This is a genomic window from Kitasatospora phosalacinea, assembly GCF_000717185.1.
GTDB lineage: Bacteria > Actinomycetota > Actinomycetes > Streptomycetales > Streptomycetaceae > Kitasatospora > Kitasatospora phosalacinea_A.
Genome location: NZ_JNYE01000072.1, coordinates 19334 through 38921 on the forward strand (window position 1 = coordinate 19334; position 19588 = coordinate 38921).

The 19588-nt window shown below is 75.2% G+C and carries 14 protein-coding genes and 1 pseudogene; 6 read left to right on the top strand and 9 right to left on the bottom strand.

Annotated elements, in window-relative coordinates; all coding sequences use genetic code 11:
- Window positions 1–7: 7 nt before the first annotated feature.
- From OO57_RS26620 to OO57_RS26630, 3 genes are all read right to left on the bottom strand, one after another.
- Window positions 8–1174, bottom strand: a complete 1167-nt coding sequence (locus OO57_RS26620; protein ID WP_033255202.1) for a CapA family protein — start codon at window positions 1172–1174, stop codon at window positions 8–10.
- Between the two features lie 110 nt (window positions 1175–1284).
- Window positions 1285–2184, bottom strand: coding sequence for an AurF N-oxygenase family protein (locus tag OO57_RS26625; protein ID WP_033255203.1), 900 nt, complete (start codon window positions 2182–2184; stop codon window positions 1285–1287).
- Window positions 2185–2308: 124 nt separating this feature from the next.
- Entirely contained in the window at window positions 2309–3262 is a 954-nt protein-coding gene (locus OO57_RS26630; RefSeq protein ID WP_033255204.1) for a pseudouridine synthase, read from the bottom strand.
- Between the two features lie 135 nt (window positions 3263–3397).
- Between OO57_RS26630 and OO57_RS26635 the strand changes: the two genes are divergently transcribed.
- Together OO57_RS26635 and OO57_RS44135 are read left to right on the top strand one after the other, a co-directional pair.
- Window positions 3398–6496: a SpoIIE family protein phosphatase gene (locus OO57_RS26635; protein WP_033255205.1), complete on the top strand. Its 3099-nt coding sequence runs from the start codon at window positions 3398–3400 to the stop codon at window positions 6494–6496.
- A gap of 224 nt (window positions 6497–6720) precedes the next feature.
- Complete coding sequence (locus OO57_RS44135) at window positions 6721–7134, top strand: hypothetical protein (RefSeq protein ID WP_033255206.1); 414 nt, start codon at window positions 6721–6723, stop codon at window positions 7132–7134.
- A 61-nt stretch (window positions 7135–7195) separates the two neighbouring features.
- On the opposite strand, the gene OO57_RS26645 is transcribed toward OO57_RS44135, so the two are convergent.
- The 3 genes from OO57_RS26645 to OO57_RS26655 are packed head-to-tail and all read right to left on the bottom strand — an operon-like array spanning window position 7196 to window position 10750.
- On the bottom strand, window positions 7196–7975 hold the full coding sequence (locus OO57_RS26645) for a 3-oxoacyl-ACP reductase (RefSeq protein ID WP_033255207.1): 780 nt from the start codon (window positions 7973–7975) through the stop codon (window positions 7196–7198).
- The gene (locus tag OO57_RS26650; protein ID WP_033255208.1) at window positions 7972–9348 is read right to left on the bottom strand and encodes an aldehyde dehydrogenase family protein; all 1377 of its coding nucleotides are present in this window, start codon (window positions 9346–9348) and stop codon (window positions 7972–7974) included. Before OO57_RS26650 ends, OO57_RS26645 begins: the two co-directional genes overlap by 4 nt.
- Window positions 9349–9391: 43 nt before the next feature.
- Window positions 9392–10750 carry a glutamine synthetase family protein gene (locus OO57_RS26655; protein ID WP_033255209.1) on the bottom strand — a complete coding sequence of 453 codons (1359 nt, stop codon included), beginning with the start codon at window positions 10748–10750 and terminating at the stop codon, window positions 9392–9394.
- Window positions 10751–11028: 278 nt separating this feature from the next.
- Between OO57_RS26655 and OO57_RS26660 the strand changes: the two genes are divergently transcribed.
- Complete coding sequence (locus tag OO57_RS26660; RefSeq protein WP_081973989.1) at window positions 11029–11925, top strand: GNAT family N-acetyltransferase; 897 nt, start codon at window positions 11029–11031, stop codon at window positions 11923–11925.
- 28 nt (window positions 11926–11953) lie between these two features.
- Here OO57_RS26660 and OO57_RS26665 read toward each other — a convergent pair whose 3' ends face one another.
- Window positions 11954–13330 carry an acyltransferase family protein gene (locus OO57_RS26665; protein WP_081973990.1) on the bottom strand — a complete coding sequence of 459 codons (1377 nt, stop codon included), beginning with the start codon at window positions 13328–13330 and terminating at the stop codon, window positions 11954–11956.
- Between the two features lie 256 nt (window positions 13331–13586).
- Here OO57_RS26665 and OO57_RS26670 point away from each other — a divergent pair.
- Window positions 13587–13844: pseudogene (locus OO57_RS26670) on the top strand (DUF2087 domain-containing protein); the annotation flags it as partial.
- A 56-nt stretch (window positions 13845–13900) separates the two neighbouring features.
- On the opposite strand, the gene OO57_RS26675 reads toward OO57_RS26670, so the two are convergent.
- Window positions 13901–15082, bottom strand: a complete 1182-nt coding sequence (locus OO57_RS26675) for a serine hydrolase domain-containing protein (protein ID WP_081973992.1) — start codon at window positions 15080–15082, stop codon at window positions 13901–13903.
- 319 nt (window positions 15083–15401) lie between these two features.
- Here OO57_RS26675 and OO57_RS26680 point away from each other — a divergent pair, with 319 nt between their 5' ends.
- Entirely contained in the window at window positions 15402–15962 is a 561-nt protein-coding gene (locus OO57_RS26680; protein ID WP_033255211.1) for a dihydrofolate reductase family protein, read from the top strand.
- A 114-nt stretch (window positions 15963–16076) separates the two neighbouring features.
- Here the strand turns inward: OO57_RS26680 and OO57_RS26685 are convergent, their stop codons facing one another.
- Window positions 16077–17105 carry a DUF6777 domain-containing protein gene (locus tag OO57_RS26685; protein WP_051778287.1) on the bottom strand — a complete coding sequence of 343 codons (1029 nt, stop codon included), beginning with the start codon at window positions 17103–17105 and terminating at the stop codon, window positions 16077–16079.
- A 925-nt stretch (window positions 17106–18030) separates the two neighbouring features.
- Here OO57_RS26685 and OO57_RS26690 point away from each other — a divergent pair.
- Window positions 18031–19299 (top strand): streptophobe family protein, encoded by a 1269-nt coding sequence (locus OO57_RS26690; protein WP_063737650.1) that lies wholly within the window; start codon window positions 18031–18033, stop codon window positions 19297–19299.
- The last annotated feature ends 289 nt before the right edge of the window (window positions 19300–19588 follow it).

Genomic DNA, 19588 nt, shown 5'->3' on the forward strand with positions numbered 1-19588 from the left:
GCCGCCGTCACTTCGGGACGGCGGCCAGCCCGGTGCAGCCGCGCAGGCCGTCGCGGCGCTGCTGGGCGGCCTTCGCGGCGCTGCCGGTCTGCGGGACGGGCACGCCGCGGCCGTCGATGTGGGCGGGGGTGAAGCTCTCGCCGGTGACGCGGCCGTCGGCGGTGACGGTGAGCGTGGTGACGCCGGTCTCGTTGGAGGCGGTGTAGTTCGAGGTGCCGTACCAGAGGAAGTTGCCGAAGCCGTACGACACGTAGGTCTTCCCGAGCATGCCCGCGCCGAGCATGGTGTGGGCGTGGGTGCCGACCACGGCGGTCGCTCCGGCGTCGGCGAGCTCCTTGGCGAGGCCGGTCTGCGCGCGGGTCGGGCAGGCCACGCCCTCGTCGCCCCAGTGCAGGTAGACCAGGACCACGGGTGCCTGCGCCTTCGCGGCGGCGACGGCGTGCAGCAGCGCGTTCTCGTCGAGGGCGGAGGCGATGCCCGGCTTGTGGGCGCCGGCCCGCCACTTCTGGTTGGTGATCTCGTTGACCTGGCTGGCCGCCAGGACGGCGACCTTCACGCCGCGCACGGTGGTGACGTACGGGGCGTACGCCTCCGCGGCGTCCTTGCCGATGCCGACCACCGGTATCGGGGAGGCGGCCTTGGCGGCGAGGGTGTCGGCGAGGCCGTCGGGGCCGAAGTCGACGGCGTGGTTGTTGGCCTGGGAGACCACGTCGACGCCCGCGTCCTTGAGCGCGTCGAGCGCCTTGGGCGTGGTGCGGAAGGTGTAGGTCTTGGGTTCGGCCCTGCCCCGGCTGGTGATCGCGGTCTCCAGGTTGAGCACCGCCAGGTCGGCGGCGGACAGCGTGCCGGAGATCGGGCCGAGTGCGGTGTCGGCCTTGGCGGCGCCGAGCCGGGAGGCGGTGCGCCCCTCGAAGTGGACGTCCCCGGCGAACGCCACCGTGATGCTGCCGGCCGCGCCGGGGCTCGCCGGGGCGCTCCCCTCCGACGGCCCGGAGGCCGGTCCGGTGGGCTCGGCGGCCGTCGGCGCGGCCGTCGGGTCCGCGGTGGCGGCGGTGGTGGCGCTGCCGGTGGCGGCCCGGTCCGCGGAGGGCTCCGGACCGCCGCATCCGGCGACGGTGCTGAGCAACAGGACGGTGGCGGCGGCAGCGGCTGTGCCGACCGTGGTGCGGTGCATGAACGGACCCCCCGGCAGTTCGGTGACGACGCACTTTATCCGCGCCGCTCGAACACCGGAAGTCCACACGGACACCGAAACGATCACGATCCCGGCCCGGGGCCGTCCGCTCAGGCCAGCACGCCTGCGGCGCGCAGCAGCCAGCGGTTGGTGCGGCCGACCAGCCCGGCCCGGTCGAGCACGGAGACGACCTTCTGCGCCATCTCGACCTTGGTGGCCCGCCAGCGCGGGTTGGCGCGGGCCGCGGCCTTGCCGACCCGGGGGTCGACGCCGACGGCGGCGTAGAGCCGGGGGTGGATCAGCGCGGTGGTGGCGTAGTAGACGATGAGTCCGATGAACAGCTGCTCGTACCGGCGGCGGACCGGGCCGAGGCGCTTGCGGACGAGCTCCTCGCGGGCGTAGCTGATGTGCCGGGCCTCCTCGATGACGTGGATCCGGGAGACCTGGCGGGTGAGCGGCTGGAGGGTGTCGTCGTTCATCACCTCGCGCTGGAAGGCGTCCAGGATCTCCTCGACGTACATGGTGCCGCCGAAGGTCTGGCTGTGGGTCGAGATCGCCTTGAACAGCCGGCCGAGGTTGTGGGCGACGAACCCGGCGCCGTACGCGGGGACGCCCATCTTGGCGATCATGCGGGCGAACATGATCGAGTGGCGGCACTCGTCGGCGATCTCGGTGAGCGCGTACTGGACGTGGTTGCTGGTCGGGTCCCGGTCGAAGGCGTGGCGCAGCAGCATCTGCATGAGGATCTCCTCGAACCAGATGCCGACGCTGGCGATGGAGGCGACCTCGTGCTTGGAGAGCTCGATCCGCTGCTCCTCGGTCATCCGCTCCCAGAGGTCGGTGCCGTAGAGGGAGAGGTGGCGGGGCGGGCAGTAGTAGGCGCCGGGGACGGGGTCGGCGTCCCAGTCGACGTCCGTGAGGGGGTTGAACGAGAGCTTCGCGGAGGAGGCGAGCAGGCGTTCGGCGGTGCGCTCCCGGTCGGGGGCGGTGCGGGCGGGTTGGGGCGGCATGCCGGCTCCTTCGCGGTGGGGGCGGAGAGGGTGGAGTGGTGGCACTGCCGCGAAGGTAGAAGTTATTAGACTTTCCGTCAATACACCGCGCGCGAAGCGGCCCCGGCCGCCCCTTGACGGGCGGTCAGCCGCCCCACCCGGCCGGGTCCTGCCAGGCCGCCAGCACCCGCCCGCTGGTGAAGCGCATCCGCCGCCCGTCCAGCGGGTCGGTGAACTCCAGCGAGCGCGCCAGCAGTTGCAGCGGGCGCCGGTAGTCCTCCGGGTCCCCCTCGCCCAGCACCGCGGGGTAGAGCGGGTCGCCCAGGATCGGCAGGCCCAGCCCGTTCATGTGCACCCGCAGCTGGTGGGTGCGCCCGGTGCGCGGGGCGAGGCGGTAGCGGCCCAGGCCGCCGCGGGCCTCGGCCAGTTCGATCCGGCTCTCCGCGTTGGGCTCGCCGGGCACCTCGTACGCGTCGAGCCGACCGCGGTCCTTGAGGATCCGGGTGCGCACCACGGCGGGCAGCCGGGCCGCCGCGCCCTCCTCGTACCGGGCGACCGCCTCGTACTCCTTGACGGCCTCGCGGCGCTCGAACAGGCCCTGGTAGGCGCCGCGCAGCGCGGGGTCGGCGACGAACAGCACCACGCCCGCGGTGAGCCGGTCCAGGCGGTGGGCGGGGCTGAGCCGGGGCAGGCCGAGGTCGCGGCGCAGCCGGGCGAGGGCGGTCTCGGTGGCGTGGCTGCCGCGCGGGGTGGTGGCGAGGAAGTGCGGCTTGTCGGCGACCACGATGCGCTCGTCGCGGTGCAGGACCTCGACCGGGAAGGGCACCACGGGCTCGGGCGGTCCGGGTTCGCGGTGGAACCAGACGTGGCCGCCGGGCCGGTAGGGCGTGTCGGCGCCGACCGGGCCGTCGGCGGCGACGAACTCGCCGGCCGCGAGCATCGCGCCGATCCGCCCGTCCCCGGCGGCGGCCCCGTAGCGCTCCTCCAGGTAGGCGCGCACCGTCGGCCAGGCGCCGTCCAGCGGCAGTTTGACGTGTACGGGATCGATGCCGTCGCGTTGCGGCAGCGGGCTGACGGGGGCGGGTTTCCTACGCACCACCGCGCGCCACCGGGGGTCTCGTCCGACGGGTGTCCATCCGGCCCACCCTAGCGGCAGGTCACCCGTCTGGGCGCGGGCGGCCCGCCGTGCGACGATGGCAGGGCGGTGACCGCCCCCGGAACGGCAGGTGGCCAGATGGACACCGACAAACAGCGCACGGTTTCCCGGACCCGCCCCACCTCCCCGCTCGCGGCGGGTGGCGCGCCGGTACCGGACGGCCTGCTGGCGATCCCGGTGGCCACGGCGCTGATCGCGGCGGACGGCCGGATCCTGCACTGGAGCCCGGACGCGGAGGCCCTGCTCGGCTTCCCGGCGGACCGGGCGGTGGGGACGCGCGCGGCGGACATCCTGGTCGGCCCGGAGCGGCGCCCGGCGGCGCTGGAGCTGTTCGCCCGGATCCTGAGCGGCCGCGCCTGGGCGGGGGTGTTCCCGGTGCGGCACCGGGACGGGCACCTGGTGCGGCTCGACTTCCGGACCTACCCGGTGCTGGACCGCAGCGGCTCGCCGATGGTGCTGGCGGTGGCGTCCGACGTCAGCGAGGTGCGGCGGCTGGCGGCGGACCTGGCGGTGCTGGACGGGTTCTTCACGCAGTCGCCGGTCGGCATGGGCGTGTTCGACACCGAGCTGCGCTTCGTCCGGCTGAACGAGGCGCTGGCCCGGATCAACGGGCTGCCGGTGGCGCGGCACCTGGGGCGGCGGCTGTCCGAGGTGCTGCCGGGGATCGACGGCCGGACGGCCGAGGAGACGATGCGCCGCATCCTGGCCGACGGCGAGCCGCTGGTGGACCTGCGGACGCACGGCCGGACGGCGGCCGACCCGGAGCGCGAGCACGCCTGGTCGGTGTCGAGCTTCCGGCTGGAGCAGCCGGACGGCACGGTGCTGGGGGTCAGCACCACGGTGGTGGACATCACCGACCGCTTCGAGGCGGAGACCAGCGCCGAGGCCGCCCAGCAGCGGCTGGCGCTGCTGAACGAGGCCTCCACCCGGATCGGCACCACGCTGGACCTGGCCACCACGGCCCGCGAGCTGGCCGAGACCGCCGCCCCGATCCTGGCCGACACCGTGGTGGTGGAGGTGCTGGACGGCCTGGTGCGGGGCGAGCCGGCCGCGCTGCCGGGCCGGGCGGACCGGTCCGCGGTGCTGCGCCGGATGGCGTTCCACACCGTGCCGGACAGCGGAATCACCTCGATCGCCCCGGCGGGCACCGTGCAGCGGCTGCACCCGAGCACGCCGTACGCGTGGGCGCTGTCGCACGGGAAGCCGGTGCTGGTGCCGCGCACGGACGGCGCCGCGATGAGCTGGTTCGCGAACGACCCGGTGCGCGGCGGGGAGATCCGGGCCCAGGGGGTGCGTTCGCTGATGGTGGTGCCGCTGATCGCGCGCGGCGCGGCGATCGGCACCGCCACGTTCTTCCGCTCCCGCAGCACGGCGCCGTACGACCGCGCCGACCTGGCGCTGGCGAGCGAGCTGGCGGCGCGGGCGGCGGTCTCGATCGACAACGCGCTGCTGTACACCCGGGAGCGGGACGCGGCCGAGCAGCGGCAGCGGGCCCTGGAGGCCACGGAGGCCGCCCAGCAGCGGCTGGCGCTGCTGAACGAGGCCTCCACCCGGATCGGCACCACGCTGGACCTGTCGATCACCGCGCAGGAGCTGGTGGACGTGGTGATCCCGCGGTTCGCGGACTTCGTGACGGTGGACATCCGCGAGGCCGTGCTGACCGGCGAGGACCCGGAGCCGGTGCCGGAGTCCGGTTCGGTGGCGCTGCGGGCGGTCGCGGTGGGCGAGGGGGAGGACGGCACGCTGCTGACCGGGGCGGCGGACCCGATCGGGGAGACCACCCGTTCGGCCAAGCTGTACGCGCAGGCGATGCGCACCGGCCGGTCGATCCTGGTGCCGCACGTGGACGAGTCCGAGCTGCGCCGGATCGTCGCGCACCAGGACCGGGTCCAGCCGGGCCTGGACGCCGGGATCCACTCGTACCTGATGGTGCCGCTGCTGGCCCGCGGGCAGGTGCTGGGCGGGGTGGAGTTCGTGCGGCTGGCGAACCCGGAGTCGTTCACCCCGGCGGACCAGGCGCTGGGCGAGGAGCTGGCGGCGCGGGCCGCGGTGTGCATCGACAACGCCCGGCTGTACCGGCGGGAGCGGGACACCGCGCTGACGCTGCAGCGCAGCCTGCTGCCGCAGGACGTGCACGGCACTCCGGGGCTGGAGATCGCGCACCGCTACCTGCCGTCGACGGTGGGTGACGAGATCGGCGGCGACTGGTTCGACGTGGTGCCGCTGACCGGCGGCCGGGTGGCGCTGATCGTCGGGGACGTGATGGGGCACGGCATCCGGGCGGCCGCGACGATGGGCCAGCTGCGGACGGTGGCCCGGACGCTGGTCACGCTGGACCTGGATCCGGCGCGGGTGCTGCGGCGGCTGGACGAGGCGACCGCGCAGCTCGGCGAGGGCCAGTTCGCGACGTGCGTGTGCGCGGTGTTCGACCCGGTGGACGAGGAGTGCATCCTGGCCTCCGCGGGACACCTGCCGCCGGTGCTCTCGGAGCGGGACGGCGAGGCCCGGCTGGTGGAGCCGCCGCCGGGCGCGCCGCTGGGCGTGGGCGGGGTGCCGTTCGAGTCGGTGCGCTTCCCGCTGCGCGAGGACGGGCTGCTGGTGCTGTACACGGACGGGCTGGTGGAGCGGCGCGGGCAGGACCTGGACGACGGCCTGGAGCTGCTGCGCGCGACGGTCACCCGGCGGCAGCCGACCCTGGAGCAGGGCTGCGACGCGGTGCTGGGGGCGTTCGGGGCGACGCTGGGGCAGGACGACGTGGCGGTGATCATGGCGCACTCCGGTCCGGTCGGCGCGGACCGGCTGGCGACCCTGGCGCTGTCCGGGGATCCGGCGCTGCTGCGGCACGCCCGGGAGTTCACCCGGCGGACGCTGACCGGGTGGGGGCTCGGCTCGCTGGTGGAGCCGGTGGTGCTGCTGACCGGCGAGCTGCTGGCGAACGCGGTGCTGCACGCGGGTTCGCCGATGCAGCTGCGGATGTTCCGGGGGGCGCTGCTGACCGTGGAGGTGTCGGACGCGGACAGCCGGGAACCGCGGCTGCGGCCGGTGGGCGAGCACGACGAGGGCGGGCGGGGGATGCTGCTGATCAACGAGTTGGCGCACCGCTGGGGCAGCCGGGCGACCCGGGACGGCAAGGTGGTCTGGTTCGAGATGGAGCTCCCGGTCCGATCATCACACTGACGCAACGTCAACTCCCTTCTGCTGCAGGTGGGTCAACGCCGTGCGTCACCCCGTACGGCATCCGGCGGTACCGCGCTCACCCGTCGCGGCGGTGCCCTTGCCCCGGCCGGGTGACCGCCCGGCCCGCGGCGTGCGGCCCGGGCCCGCGGGCGCCGATGATCGTCGCGTCCGGCACCAACCCGCGTCCGGCGCCACCGCGTTCGACGCCAAGCTTGGAGAACTCGATGCGTTCCAGCCTCGCCAAGGTCACCACCGCCACCCTCCTCACCGGGCTCGCCCTGCTCGGCACCGCGGGCACCGCCTCCGCCCACGGCCACGGCCACGGCCACCACATGCACCCGCACGGGGCGCTCGCCGTCGGCGGCGACGCGGCGGCCCAGGGCGGCGACGCGGGCGCGGTGGGCGGCGACGCCTGGGCCGAGGGCGGCGACGCGCTGGGCGTCGGCGGGGACGCGGGCGCGCTGGGCGGCAACGCCGGTGCGGTCGGCGGGGACGCCTGGGCCGAGGGCGGGAACGCGGGCGCGGTCGGCGGCGACGCCGAGGCGCTGTGCGGCTCGGCCCTGGCCGTCGGCGGCGACGCGCTGGGCAACGGCGGCGACGCCCTCGCGGTCGGCGGGGACGCCTTCTCCTCGCACTGACGCCCCTCGGTGCTCCGGCGGCCGGGCGGACCCCTCTGGGGTCCGCCCGGCCGCGGTGCCGTCAGGAGAGCGGGGTGACGTACGCGCCGGAGATGCCGCCGTCCACCAGGAAGGTGCTGGCGGTCATGAAGGAGGAGTCGTCGCTGGCCAGGAAGGCCACCGCGGCGGCGATCTCCTCGGGTTCGGCGAACCGGCCGAGCGGGATGTGCACCAGGCGGCGGGCGGCGCGCTCCGGGTCCTTGGCGAACAGCTCCTGCAGCAGCGGGGTGTTGACCGGGCCGGGGCACAGCGCGTTGACCCGGATGCCCTCGCGGGCGAACTCCACGCCCAGCTCCCGGCTCATCGCCAGCACGCCGCCCTTGGAGGCGCTGTAGGAGATCTGCGAGGTCGCGGCGCCCATCACCGCCACGAAGGACGCGGTGTTGATGATCGATCCCTTGCCCTGCCGCCGCATGTGGCCGATCGCGTACTTGCAGCACAGGTACACGGAGGTCAGGTTGACGTCCTGGACGCGCTTCCACGCCTCCAGGCCGGTGACCAGGATGGAGTCGTCGTCCGGCGGGGAGATGCCCGCGTTGTTGAAGGCCACGTCCAGGCTGCCGTAGTGCTCGACGGCGGTGTCGAACAGCGCCCGGACCTGCTCCTCGTCGGTCACGTCGGTGCGCACGAACAGGCCGCCGACCTCGTTGGCGGCCTTGGCGCCGGTCTCCTCGTCGATGTCGGCGCACACCACCTTCGCCCCCTCGGCGGCGAAGCGGCGCACCGTGGCCAGGCCGATGCCGCTGCCCGCGCCGGTGACGACCGCCACCCGGCCGTCAAGTCGCTTGCTCATGTGGTTCATTCCTCCGTGGCGATGAAGACGTTCTTGGTCTCGGTGAAGGCGTGCAGGGCGTCCGGTCCGAGCTCGCGGCCCAGGCCGGACTGCTTGAAACCGCCGAAGGGCGTCCAGTAGCGCACCGAGGAGTGCGAGTTGACGGACAGGTTGCCCGCCTCCACCGCCCGGGCGACGCGCAGCGCCCGGCCCACGTCCCTGGTCCAGATCGACCCGGACAGGCCGTACTCGGTGGCGTTGGCGATCCGCACCGCGTCGCTCTCGCCGCGGAACGGGACCACCGCGACCACCGGGCCGAACACCTCCTCGGTGAACGCCCGGTGGTCGGGGGCGATCGGCGCCAGCACCGTCGGCGGGTACCAGAAGCCCGGCCCCTCGGGCGCGCTGCCGCGGAACGCCACCTCGGTGTCGCCGTCCACGTAGGACGCCACCCGGGCCCGGTGCGCGGCCGAGATCAGCGGCCCCATCTCGGTCTTCTCGTCCGCCGGGTCGCCGACCCGCACCCCGCGGACCGCGCGCTCCAACCGCTCCAGGAACTCCTCGTGCACGCTCGCCTCGACCAGGATCCGGGAGCGCGCGCAGCAGTCCTGCCCGGCGTTGTCGAAGACCGCGTAGGGGGCGGTGGCGGCGGCCTTGTCCAGGTCGGCGTCGGCGAAGACGATGTTGGCGCTCTTGCCGCCGAGTTCCAGCGTGACGGGTTTGACCTGGGCGGCGCAGCCCGCCATCACCGACCTGCCGACGGCGGTGGAACCGGTGAACACCACCTTGCGGACGCCGGGGTGGGTGACGAAGCGCTGCCCGACCACCGGCCCGCGGCCGGGCAGCACCTGCAGCACGCCCTCGGGCAGGCCCGCGCGCAGCGCGAGTTCGGCCAGCCGCAGCGCGGTGAGCGGGGTGAGCTCGGCCGGTTTGACGATGACGGTGTTCCCGGCGGCCAGCGCGGGGGCCAGCGCCCAGGCCGCGATCGGCAGCGGGAAGTTCCACGGGACGATCACGCCGACCACGCCCAGCGGCTCGTGGAAGGTGACGTCGAGACCGCCGGCGACCGGGATCTGGCGGCCGAACAGCCGCTCGGGCGCGCCCGCGTAGTACTCGATCACGTCCCGGGCGTTGCCGGCCTCCCAGCGGGCGTTGCCGATGGTGTGCCCGGCATTGGCGACCTCCAGGAGGGCCAGTTGCTCGCGCTCGGCGTCGACCTCGGCGGCGAAGCGGCGCAGCAGCCGGGCCCGGTCGCCGGGCGCCACGTTCCGCCAGCCCTCGAACGCCGCCCCGGCCCGGGCGATCGCGGCGTCGGTCGCGGCCAGGTCGGCCAGCTCGACGGTGGCGATCACCTCCTCGGTGGCGGGATTGACCACCTGGTACGGCTCGGACCCCTCGGTCACCTGCTCCTCCTCGTGCTCGTGTCGTGCTCGTCCCGTGCGCGCCTCACAGCCGTTCGAAGCCGCGGCGGCGCTCCCAGTCGGTCACCGCGGCGTCGTACGCGGCGAGTTCGACCCGCCCGGCGTGGACGTAGTGCCGCACGACGTCCTTGCCGAACGCCTCGGTGGCGGCCTCGCTGCCCTCGAACCGGTCGACCGCCTCGCGCAGCGTCGCGGGCACCCGGGGCGCGTCGGAGGCGTAGGCGTTGCCGGTGAACTCGGCCTCGAGCGGCAGCTGGTGCTCCACCCCGTGCAGCCCGGCCGCGATCAGCGCGGCCACCGCCAGGTACGGGTTGACGTCGCCGCCGGGCACCCGGTTCTCGAACCGCAGCGAGGCCCCGTGCCCGACCACCCGCAGCGCGCACGTCCGGTTGTCGCGGCCCCAGGCGATCGCGGTGGGGGCGAAGCTGCCCGGTACGTAGCGCTTGTAGGAGTTGACGGTCGGGGCGAGCAGCAGCGCGAACCGGTCGAGGCAGGCGAGCTGCCCGGCCAGGAAGTGCTCCATCGTCCGGGAGAAGCCGTGCGGGCCCTCACCGGGGAACACCGGGCGGCCCCGCTCGTCGCGCAGGCTCAGGTGCACGTGGCAGGAGTTGCCCTCGCGCTCGTCGTACTTGGCCATGAAGGTGAGGCTGACGCCCTCCTGCGCGGCGATCTCCTTGGCGCCGGTCTTGTAGACCGCGTGGTCGTCGCAGGTGGTCAGCGCGTCGGCGTAGCGGAACGCGATCTCGTGCTGCCCGAGGTTGCACTCGCCCTTCGCGGACTCCACGGTCAGCCCGGCCCCGGCCATGCCGGTGCGCAGGCGGCGCAGCAGCGGTTCGATCCGGGCGGTGCCGAGGATCGAGTAGTCGACGTTGTACTGGTTGACGGGCGTGAGGTCCTGGTAGTGCTTCTCCCAGGCGTGCTCGTAGCTGTCCCGGAACACCATGAACTCCAGCTCGGTGCCCACGTACGCGCCCCAGCCGTAGCCCGCCAGCCGTTCCAGTTGGCGGCGCAGCACCTGGCGGGGCGAGACCGCGACCGGAGTGCCGTCGTGGTGGGCGAGGTCGCACTGGACCATGGCGGTGGCCGGGTGCCAGGGCACCATCCGCAGGGTGGCGAGGTCGGGAGCGAAGACCAGGTCCCCGTAGCCGCTCTCCCAGGAGGAGACGGTGTAGCCGTCGACGGTGTTCATCTCCACGTCCACCGCCAGCAGGTAGCCGCAGCCCTCGGCGCCGCCGGTCAGCACCTCGGTGAGGAAGTACCCGGCGTCCAGGCGTTTGCCCTGCAACCGGCCCTGCATGTCGGTGACGGCCAGCACGACCGTCTCCACCGCGCCCTCGGCCACCAAGCTCCGCAGCCGCTCCACCGTGAGCCGTGCCTCGGTCATCCGCCCACCACCTCCGCCACCCGGCCCGCCGCGCGCGGACCGGTCCGCCACAGCGACGATGATCCCGCCCCCGGCCCGGGCACACCAGTGTCCGCGCGGGTGTCACTGTTTCCTGATCAATCGTCAGAAAATCTTTCCTGCATGCGAGATGACTGGCCATCAGTTCCCCTGCCACCCCGCCCTCCTTCCCCGGTTCCGAAATCCGATTGCCCCGGACGGCCGGACCTGCTTCGGTGGCGCGTGCCCGTCCGTCCCGTCCGCCCTGGAGCCCGCTGCCCGTGACCTTCCGCCTGACCGCCCTCACCGACCCTGCTGCGAGCCCCCTCTCGCGCCGTCTCGCCTGGCTGGCCGCCGCCCCTGACGGCACCCCGCTCGGCAGTGCCTTCCTCCGGCTGTTCACCTCCCCCGGCCAGGCCCACCTGTGCGAACTCGCCCTGGACGTCCACCCCGCCGAGCGGCGGCGCGGAGCGGGGTCGGCGCTGCTCGCGGCCGCCGTGGCCGCGGCCCGGGAGGACGGGCGCGGCTCGCTGCTCGCCCAGGCCGTCGAGGGCTCCCCGGGCGACGCATTCCTCTCCGCCCGCGGCTTCGAACGGGCCCTCGTCCTCGACTTCGGCCGACTGGACCTGGCCACTGCCCCTGCTCCTGCTCCTGCTCCTGCTCCTGCTCCTGGTGTCGAACTCCCGCCCGGCTACCGGCTGGTCTCCTGGGTCGGCAGCTGCCCCAGGGAGCGGTTGTCCGCCTTCGCCCGCTCGCGCACCGCCATGGACGACATGCCGATGGGCGACGCGGTATTCGGCACGGTCCTCTGGGACGAGGACCGGGTGCTGGCCGCGGCCCGGGCGGTCGCCGACCGGGGCGAACTGCTGCACACCGTCGCGGCGCTGGAGACCGCCACCGGTGAACTGGTCGGCTTCAGCGAACTGGTGCTCCCCGCCGACCGCTCCGGCGACGCCCAGCACTACGGCACCGCCGTCCAACCCGCCCACCGCAGGCGCGGCCTTGCCCGGGCGATGAAGGCCGAGGCGATCCGCTGGACGCGGGCCGAGCACCCCGGGATCACCGGGCTGCTCACCGACACCGCCGCCCACAACACCGGCATGCTGGCGGTCAACCGCGCCCTGGGCTACCGCAGCACCCACCGCTCCGTCGAGTTCCGCCTCTCCCTGCTCCGGTAGGCCGCTCCGGTAGGCCGCCCCGCTCGGCTCACCCCACCTGCTCCACCGCCCCGTCCGGCTGCACCCCCGCACCGGCCGGGCGGTCAGCAGCCCCCGCGCCCGCCCACCGGCCCGCCGCACCGGCGACCAGGGCCGTGCCGGCTGCGAAGGCGAGCAGCACCGGCAGGTCCGGCGCTCCGTCGCGGGCAAGGCCGAGGACCGCCCAGCGGGCCAGCGCCCAGCCCGCGGCTGCCAGCCCCGCGAGCAGGACGACGGCCCGGCCCGGGCCCGCGGTCCGGGCCTGTGGTCGCAGGCGCCGGGCCAGGCGCAGCAGCAGGCCGTCGACCGGGCGGAGCACGACCAGCAGCCCGCCGAGCAACGCTGCCAGCAGTAGCACCCACACCGGCCGCCAGGCCCACCAGGGCGCCGAGCCGACCTCCGGTTCGGGGGCCAGGTCGGTGAGGTAGAAGGCTGCTCCGGCGGCCAGCACGGGCACCATGTGCCAGAGGTACAGCGACATGCTGACCCGGCCGAGCGGTTCGACCAGGCGGCCCGCCCGCCGCCGGGCCCGCAGGGCCCGCTCGGCGTGCGGGGCGAGCAGCAGGCACAGGCCGCACTGGGCGGCCAGCCAGGCCAGCATCGCCAGTGACGGCGGGTCGGTGTTCGAGACCCCCTCGCCGCTGACCAGGACCAGGCTGACCGGGAACGGCCCGAACCCGACCAGTGCCGCGTACCCGGCGACGCCGCCCGCGGTCAGCGCCGCCGCGAACGCCGGACGGGCCGTCGGGCCGCCCTCCCGCCAGGCGAGGCCGAGTTGGTAGGCGACGGCCCAGACCAGCAGGTAGTTCAGCAGGCCGACGCGGTCCGCCCAGCCGGTGTCCGCGCCGAGCACCAGCAGGTCGACACCCGCCCCCGCGGCGGCGAGGACCGCGACCGAGCCCAAGCCCCAATGCCGGTGCAGTGCGGCCAGCCAGGGCGTCAGCGCGCTGATCGCCAGGTAGACGGGCAGGAACCAGAACTGCATCGCCAGGGCCCACCCGACCATGCCGAGCAGCGCCGGATCGGCCCCGCACGCCCCTGCGACCGCCAGGCCGCCCAGGGTCGGCACCAGGTACGCGGCGGTGGGCAGCAGCAACCGAAGGGCCCGGCCGCGGATCCAGCCCGCTGCCGTCCCGCCCCCGGCCCGGCAGCGCTCCCAGGAACCGGCTGCCGCGTAGCCCCCGGCCAGGAAGAACACCGGCATGATCTGGAAGCCCAGGGTCAGCCACTGCGTCCACGGCACGGTCACCATCAACTCGGGTGCCGTCAAGGCCCCGTCGGGTTCCCGCACCAGGGCGGTGATCAGCCAGTGGCCGAGCACCACCAGCACGATCGCCCCCGCGCGCAGCAGGTCCACGTACCTGCTGCGGCCCGTTCCGTCCTCCACGCCCTTCCCCCGTCCTCTCCCCGTCTCCCGTACCGGTCATCATCGCCAGCCGTCCTCCGCGTTCACCGCCCCCGGCACGTTGCGGTTCGGCCACAACCCTCCCTCCGGTCCGCGCCCGCCGGGACCGGCCCTGCCCCGGGGTGACCGTCCCCATCCGTTCCTCCTCTCCTGCGGGGTGTCGGCCCGGTTCGACGGACCGACACCCCGTCCGGTAATCCGTTTGTCTCCCGGTAACCGCCCTGACAGGCTGCCTGTCATGTCTGCTCACGAACCGCCGGCCACCCTCGCCGCGTTCTTCACCGATGGCCGTCTGACGTCGATCCCGCGCAAGCCGGCCCGCCGCACCGCCCTGCTCGAACACCTCGCGCGCACCCTCTTCGACCCCGAGCGCTCGTACACCGAGCAGGAGGTCAACGAGGCCCTGCTCACCGTCCACCCCGACACCTCCATGCTCCGCCGCTACCTGGTCGAGGCCCTGCTGCTGACCCGCACCCGGGACGGGTCGAGCTACCGCCCGACCGGCACCGCTCCGGCCGACGCGCCCGCTGCCCCGGCGGGCCCGGACGGCGCTCAGCCGTCCGCCGCGTAGCGCCAGAACTCCCGCATCAGCGGCGGCGGGGTGGGGCTGGTCATCTCCCGCTGGGTGAGGAGCACCGTCACCAGCCCGGTCGACCGCACCACGTGCGCTGCGGTGCCGGTGCCGCCGACCCAGCCGTAGCGGCCCGGTACGTTCCACGGCTCGCGGCGGGCCACGTCCACCGAGCCGCCGTACCCCCAGCCCTGCCCCTCCAGGAAGAGTTCGCTGTCCGCACGCTGGCGCTCCGTCAGGTGGTCGGTGGTCATCAGCCGCACCGCGCCGAAGGAGAGCACCCGCCGCCCGTCCTCGGCGCGGCCGCCCGCGCGCAGCATCCGCAGGAACGTGAACACGTCGTCGAGCGTGGACACCAGGCCGCCGGCCCCGGACGGGAACGGGGGCGGGGTGCTCCACTGGCCGTCCGGTGGGTCGGCCACCTCCAGCGTGCCGTCGGGGGTCGGACGGTACAGCGGGCCCAGGCGGCCGGGTGGCGCGTGGAAGGCCGTGTCGGGCATGCCCAGGGGGTCGAACAGCCGCTCCTCCAGCACCTGGTCGAGCGGTTGGCCGGTCGCCCTGGCGACCAGGACGCCCTGGATGTCCGAGCAGGTGTTGTACAGCCAGGCCTCGCCGGGCTGGTGGAGCATCGGGATCCCCGCCAGGAGGGCCGTCCACTCCTCGGGCGGGACGACCTGCTGCGGCTGCGGCGGCCCCTGCCCGAGCTCCGTGACCAGCGGGGCCAGCGCGGGCAGGGTGAAGTCCGCCGGGAAGCCGTAGCCGGCCCGCGACTCCAGCACGTCCCGCACCGTGAACGGCCGGTCGGCCGGGACGGTGTCCGTCACCGGGGCGCCCGGGGCCCGCACCACGCGCCGGTCGGCCAGCTCCGGCAGCCAGCGCTCGACCGGGTCGTCCAGCGCGAGCACCCCGTCGTCGACCAACTGGAGCACCGCCGCGGCCGTGACGGGCTTGCCCACCGAGGCGATCCGCACCGGCGACTCCCTGCCCAACTCGCCCGCGGCGGCCGTCTCGACCTGCCCCTCGCGGGCGACCAGGGCGACCGCCCCGGGCACCGCCCCGGCTGCGACCCAGCGGTCCAACAGCGCCTGCAGGCCGCCCGCACCGTGCGGTCCGCTCCCCGCGCGCAGCTCGCCCGCCCCGCGCACCTCGTGCACCTCGCGCATGTCGGTCCCCTTTCGACAGCGGTGCCCGATCGGCACCGTCCGTACCTTCTGTCTCCTGTTGAGAAGAGTGTGCCCGGCCCCCGTCGCCCACCCACCCGACGATCGGATGCCGTTCGCACACCGATCGGTTGACGACCCGTCAGACGATCGGTTGACCCCGGTGTCAGACGACCCGTCAGACGATCGGTTGACCCCGGTGTCAACCGATGGATGCTTTTCCGCGGCACGCGCACCCGCCGCCCTCCGCTTCCGCCGTCCGGGTGCCGGGCGCGAGTAGCGTGACCCGCGCCCTTGACCGCCGCTGGTCCCGGAGGTTTCGATGTCCGACCTGGTGTTGATGATGTCCGTGTCGATCGACGGCTGTTTCGCCGGTCCCGACGGCGAGCTGGGCTGGCAGCTCATCGACGACGAGCTGCACGAGCACTTCAACCGCCGACTGGCCGCGATGAGCGGCTTCCTCGACGGCCGCGTCACGTACCAACTGATGGCCGACTACTGGCCCACCGCCGACCAGGACCCGACCAGTACCCCGCCGGTGGTCGAGTTCGCCCGGATCTGGCGGGAGATGCCGAAGACGGTCTTCTCCCGCACCCTCGACCACGCCGACTGGAACACCACGATCGCCCGCACCGTCGACCCCCGGGAGATCACCGCGCTCAAGTCCTCCTCCGCATCCGATCTGGCCGTCGGCGGCGCCGTCCTCGCCGCCGAACTCCGCCGGCTGGACCTGATCGACGAGTACAGCCTCTACGTCCACCCGGTGGTGCTGGGCCGCGGCCGCCCGCTGTTCCCGCCCTCCGACACCCGCACCGACCTGGTGCTCGCCGAGAGGCGCACCTTCGACAGTGGCGTCATGCTGCTCCGCTACCTGCGCCGCTGACCCCGCCCCGGCCGTGCACCGCCCGCACAGCCGGCACCCGTACCCGCACCCGCACCCGACCGCAGGAGGCGACCACTGCACCGCAGGACACCGGAAGCCGGACACCGGACCTCGTCACGGCGTGCCCGGCGCCTGCGAGGCACCCGCGGGCGCCCCGGCGGACCCGGCCGAACTCCCGTTCCCCGACGCCCCGCCCGAGCCCGAGCCCGCGCCGCCGCCCGGCGAGCCGGCCGGACCGGACGAGCCGGAGTGGCCGGGCGAGCCCGAGCCGCCGCCGGACCCGGGCGCCGAGGACGCCCCGGAGGCGGGGGCCGAGGAGGAGCCCCCGGAGGGCTTGCCCGTCCCGGACTGGCTGCCGGACGGACCCGAGCCGGACGCGCCGGGCGAGGCCGACCCGTCGGTTCCGCCCGTCCCGCCCGCGGGGCGGTCGAACTGACGGCCCGTCGCCTGGTCCACCAGCACGATCCGGTTCACCGGCGCCGGTGCGGGCTGCACCGTCACCACCCCGTCCGGGTGGAACGAGGACCAGGCCGTCCCGGTGTACGTGCCGCCCGTACCGCTCGGCGGCGTCAGCGGGTTGCCGCAGGCGCAGCGCACCCGCGGCACGCCCTGGTTGTCGACCAGCACGGCCGTCCCGGACTGCAGGACGGCCTGGTAGGGGGTGGCCTGCCCGTTCTCGTAGCCGTGGTTGGTGACCCGGGTGTCCTGGCGGAGCACCACGGGCGTCAGTCCGCTGAGGTAGCCGTTGATCTGCGAGCTGTCGATGCCCTCGACGCCGGCCCAGGCCCGGGCCTTGTCGGTGTTGGCGGCGAGGTACGCGGAGAGCTTCGGCACGTCGCAGCTGGCGACCTCTCGGGTCCCGCCGTACAGGCCGGGCTGGTCGCCGTTCACGGTGCCGCCGGACGCGGTCGGGCTCCCGACGGTCGGGGACTGGGCGGAACCCGCGGCCGAGGTGGCGCCGCTGGGGGAGGCCGAGGCGGGCGCACTGCCGTTGGCGACCGAGTCCGTGAAGGGCTCCTGCCCGGAGGCGGACACCGGCTGCATCTCGACGGCCTGCGCACTGCTGCCGCCGCCCGAGCCGCCGGTGGCGACCACGCCGAGTGCGATGCCCAGCCCGGCGACGAGGACCGCCCCGGCGAGCACCGGCCCCCTCCGCCACCACGGCCTCCCCCCTCCCCCGCCGTCACCGGACGACGCCCCGCCCCCGGCCGTCGGCCGTCCGCCGCTCGGCGGCCCGCCCCCGGCCGAGGCTCCGCCACCGCCCGGTGGCACCCCGCTGCCCGAACCCCCCGCAGCCTCCGAACTCCCCGAAGCGGCCGAACTCCCCGAAGCGGCCGACGGACGCAGCCCGCCCGCCGACAGCGGCCCGGACGGCGGCCCCGCCGGCCCGGCCTCGCCCCCGGAAGCCGCCGCACCACCGACACCGACGCCGAACGCGCCTCCGACCGGCGCCGCACCGCCCGCCCCGCTCCCGGTCGGCGGCCGCACCACCTCCGTGGGCTGCGGCGCCCCGGCCGGCGCTCCGCCCCCGCTCCCCGCACCGGGCCCGTCCGCACCGCTCGCCCGCTCCACCAGCTCGGTCGGCGGCCCGGCCGAACCGTCCACCAGCTCGGTGGGGCGGTGTGGCGGCGGGGCCTGGGCATCGCCGTTCTCGTTGCCCGGTCCTTCGAGCCCGGGTTCGGGTTCGGGTTCGGGTTCTTCAGGCTGCCGGGGCGTCGGCTGCTCGGTCACGGGACTGCCTCCCGGTCGGACTCCCCCGAGTCCACGTGCGCACCCACCATTGTCCGCCCGCCCCTCCGAACGCGCCCCTCCGAACCCGCCCCTCCGCAACCCGGGCTCCCCGGACCCGGCCGCCCCACCGCCCGAGGCACTCCCGTCTGCGGCGACTCGCCGTCCGTCGCGCCCTGTCGGAAGCTGGAAAGGTCGGCCGGTCCGGGCCGACGCCGGGGAAGCGCTCGAAGGGCCGGTGAGGCGCGTGTCTGGTGCCGCCACTCCTGCGAACCCCCGCCAACCCTCGCCACCGCGCTCCCCTGCGCCCTCCTCCCCGTCCGATCGGCTGTCCGCGCCCGTGGCCGTCGTGGTCTCCGCGCTGGTGACGGTGGCGGGGTCGCTCGCGGCGATGGCGGTGGTGGCTGCGCTCGGCCTGTGGCTGGCGGGCGCGGACGAACTGCCGGGCGGCGGTTTCGGCCCGGTGCTGGCGGCGACGCTGCTGATGGCGCTGGGCGCGCCGGCGCAGTTGGAGGGCGGTGCGGCCTTCGTGGCGGCCGCGCAGGGCGGGATCGCGGCGATGCCGTTGTCGGTGACGCTGGTGGGGGCGCTGGTGGCGGCGTACCTGTTCCTGCGTCCGTTGCGTCGGCACGCGGTGGTGGGCGGGCGGTTGCTGCTGGCCCGGGTACTGGCGCTGGCGGCCTGCTGGGTGGTGGCGGTGCTGCTGCTGTCGGCGGCGGCGCGGCACTCCTTCACGGTGTCGACGGGTGAGCCGCTGCTCGACGAGTTGGGCGGGGCGTTCGGTGCGGCGCCGGTGGTGGGGTTCCGGGTGGATCCCGGTCCGGCGGTGGGTTTCGGCCTGCTGTGGTTGGCGGTGGTGGTGCTGTTGGCGCTGGCGGCTTCGCGCCGGGCGCCGTTGCCGACCGCCCTGGTGCGCTGGCACGGCACGCTGCGGCCGACGGTGCACGCGGTGCTGGTGCTGCTGCTGGTGTACGTGGTGCTGGCGCTGGTGGGGGGTCTGGTGGCGGTGGTGACGGGGAGCGAGCCGCGGGAGACGTTGGCGGTGGTCTTCCTGGGGCTGCCGAACCTGGCCTGGTTGGCGTTCGGCGTGGGCCTGGGCGCGTCCTGGCACGGCCACGTCACGAACAGTCTGGGCCTGCCGTTCCCGCACCCGCTGGCGGCGGTGCTGCGTTCCGGGCAGGACGTGACGCTGGACCTGGGCGCGTTGGCGGAGCAGAACGGCTGGGCGTGGCTGCTGCTGCCGCTGGCGGCGCTGCTGGTGCTGGCGGCGGGTGCGGTGTCGGTGGCCCGGACGCGTCCGGTGCTGCCGGTGTGGCGGTCGGCCGCGCAGTGGGCGGTGGTGCTGGCGCTGGCGGTGCTGGCGGTCGGGCTGGTGACGCGGGTGTCGGCGGTGTTCGGGTTGTCGCTGCTGGGCCTGGGCGGCGGGGGCCGGACGGTGCTGGAGCCGGACCTGCTGACGGCGGTGCCGATCGCCGCGGGCTGGGGCGCGCTGGCCGGTCTGCTGGGCGCGCTGCTCGCCCGCCGCTCCCGGCGCCACGGCGCGGCCCCGCCCGGTACCGCCGCCGGGCAGGGGCCGACGGCGGACCGGCCGGGACCCCGGAACCGCTAGCGTCCAGGGGGCGGGACCGGCCGGGAACCACTGGCGTCCGGTCAGCCGTCGATGCGGTGCTGGGCCCAGCAGGGCGCCGGGTCGACGGTGGTCGCGGCCTGCGCGGCGGCCCTGGACTCGGCGGTGGTGGAGGTCCCGTACCGCTGCGCGGCCGCGCACCGCTCAGGGTTCGAACACCGGCCGGGCCCAGTCGGGCGGCAGCGGCGGCCGCCCCTCCCGGGAGGCTCCGCGCACCGCCCTCCCCGCTCCCGCTCCCGCTCCCGTCCCCGCCCCCGCCCCCGCCCCCGCC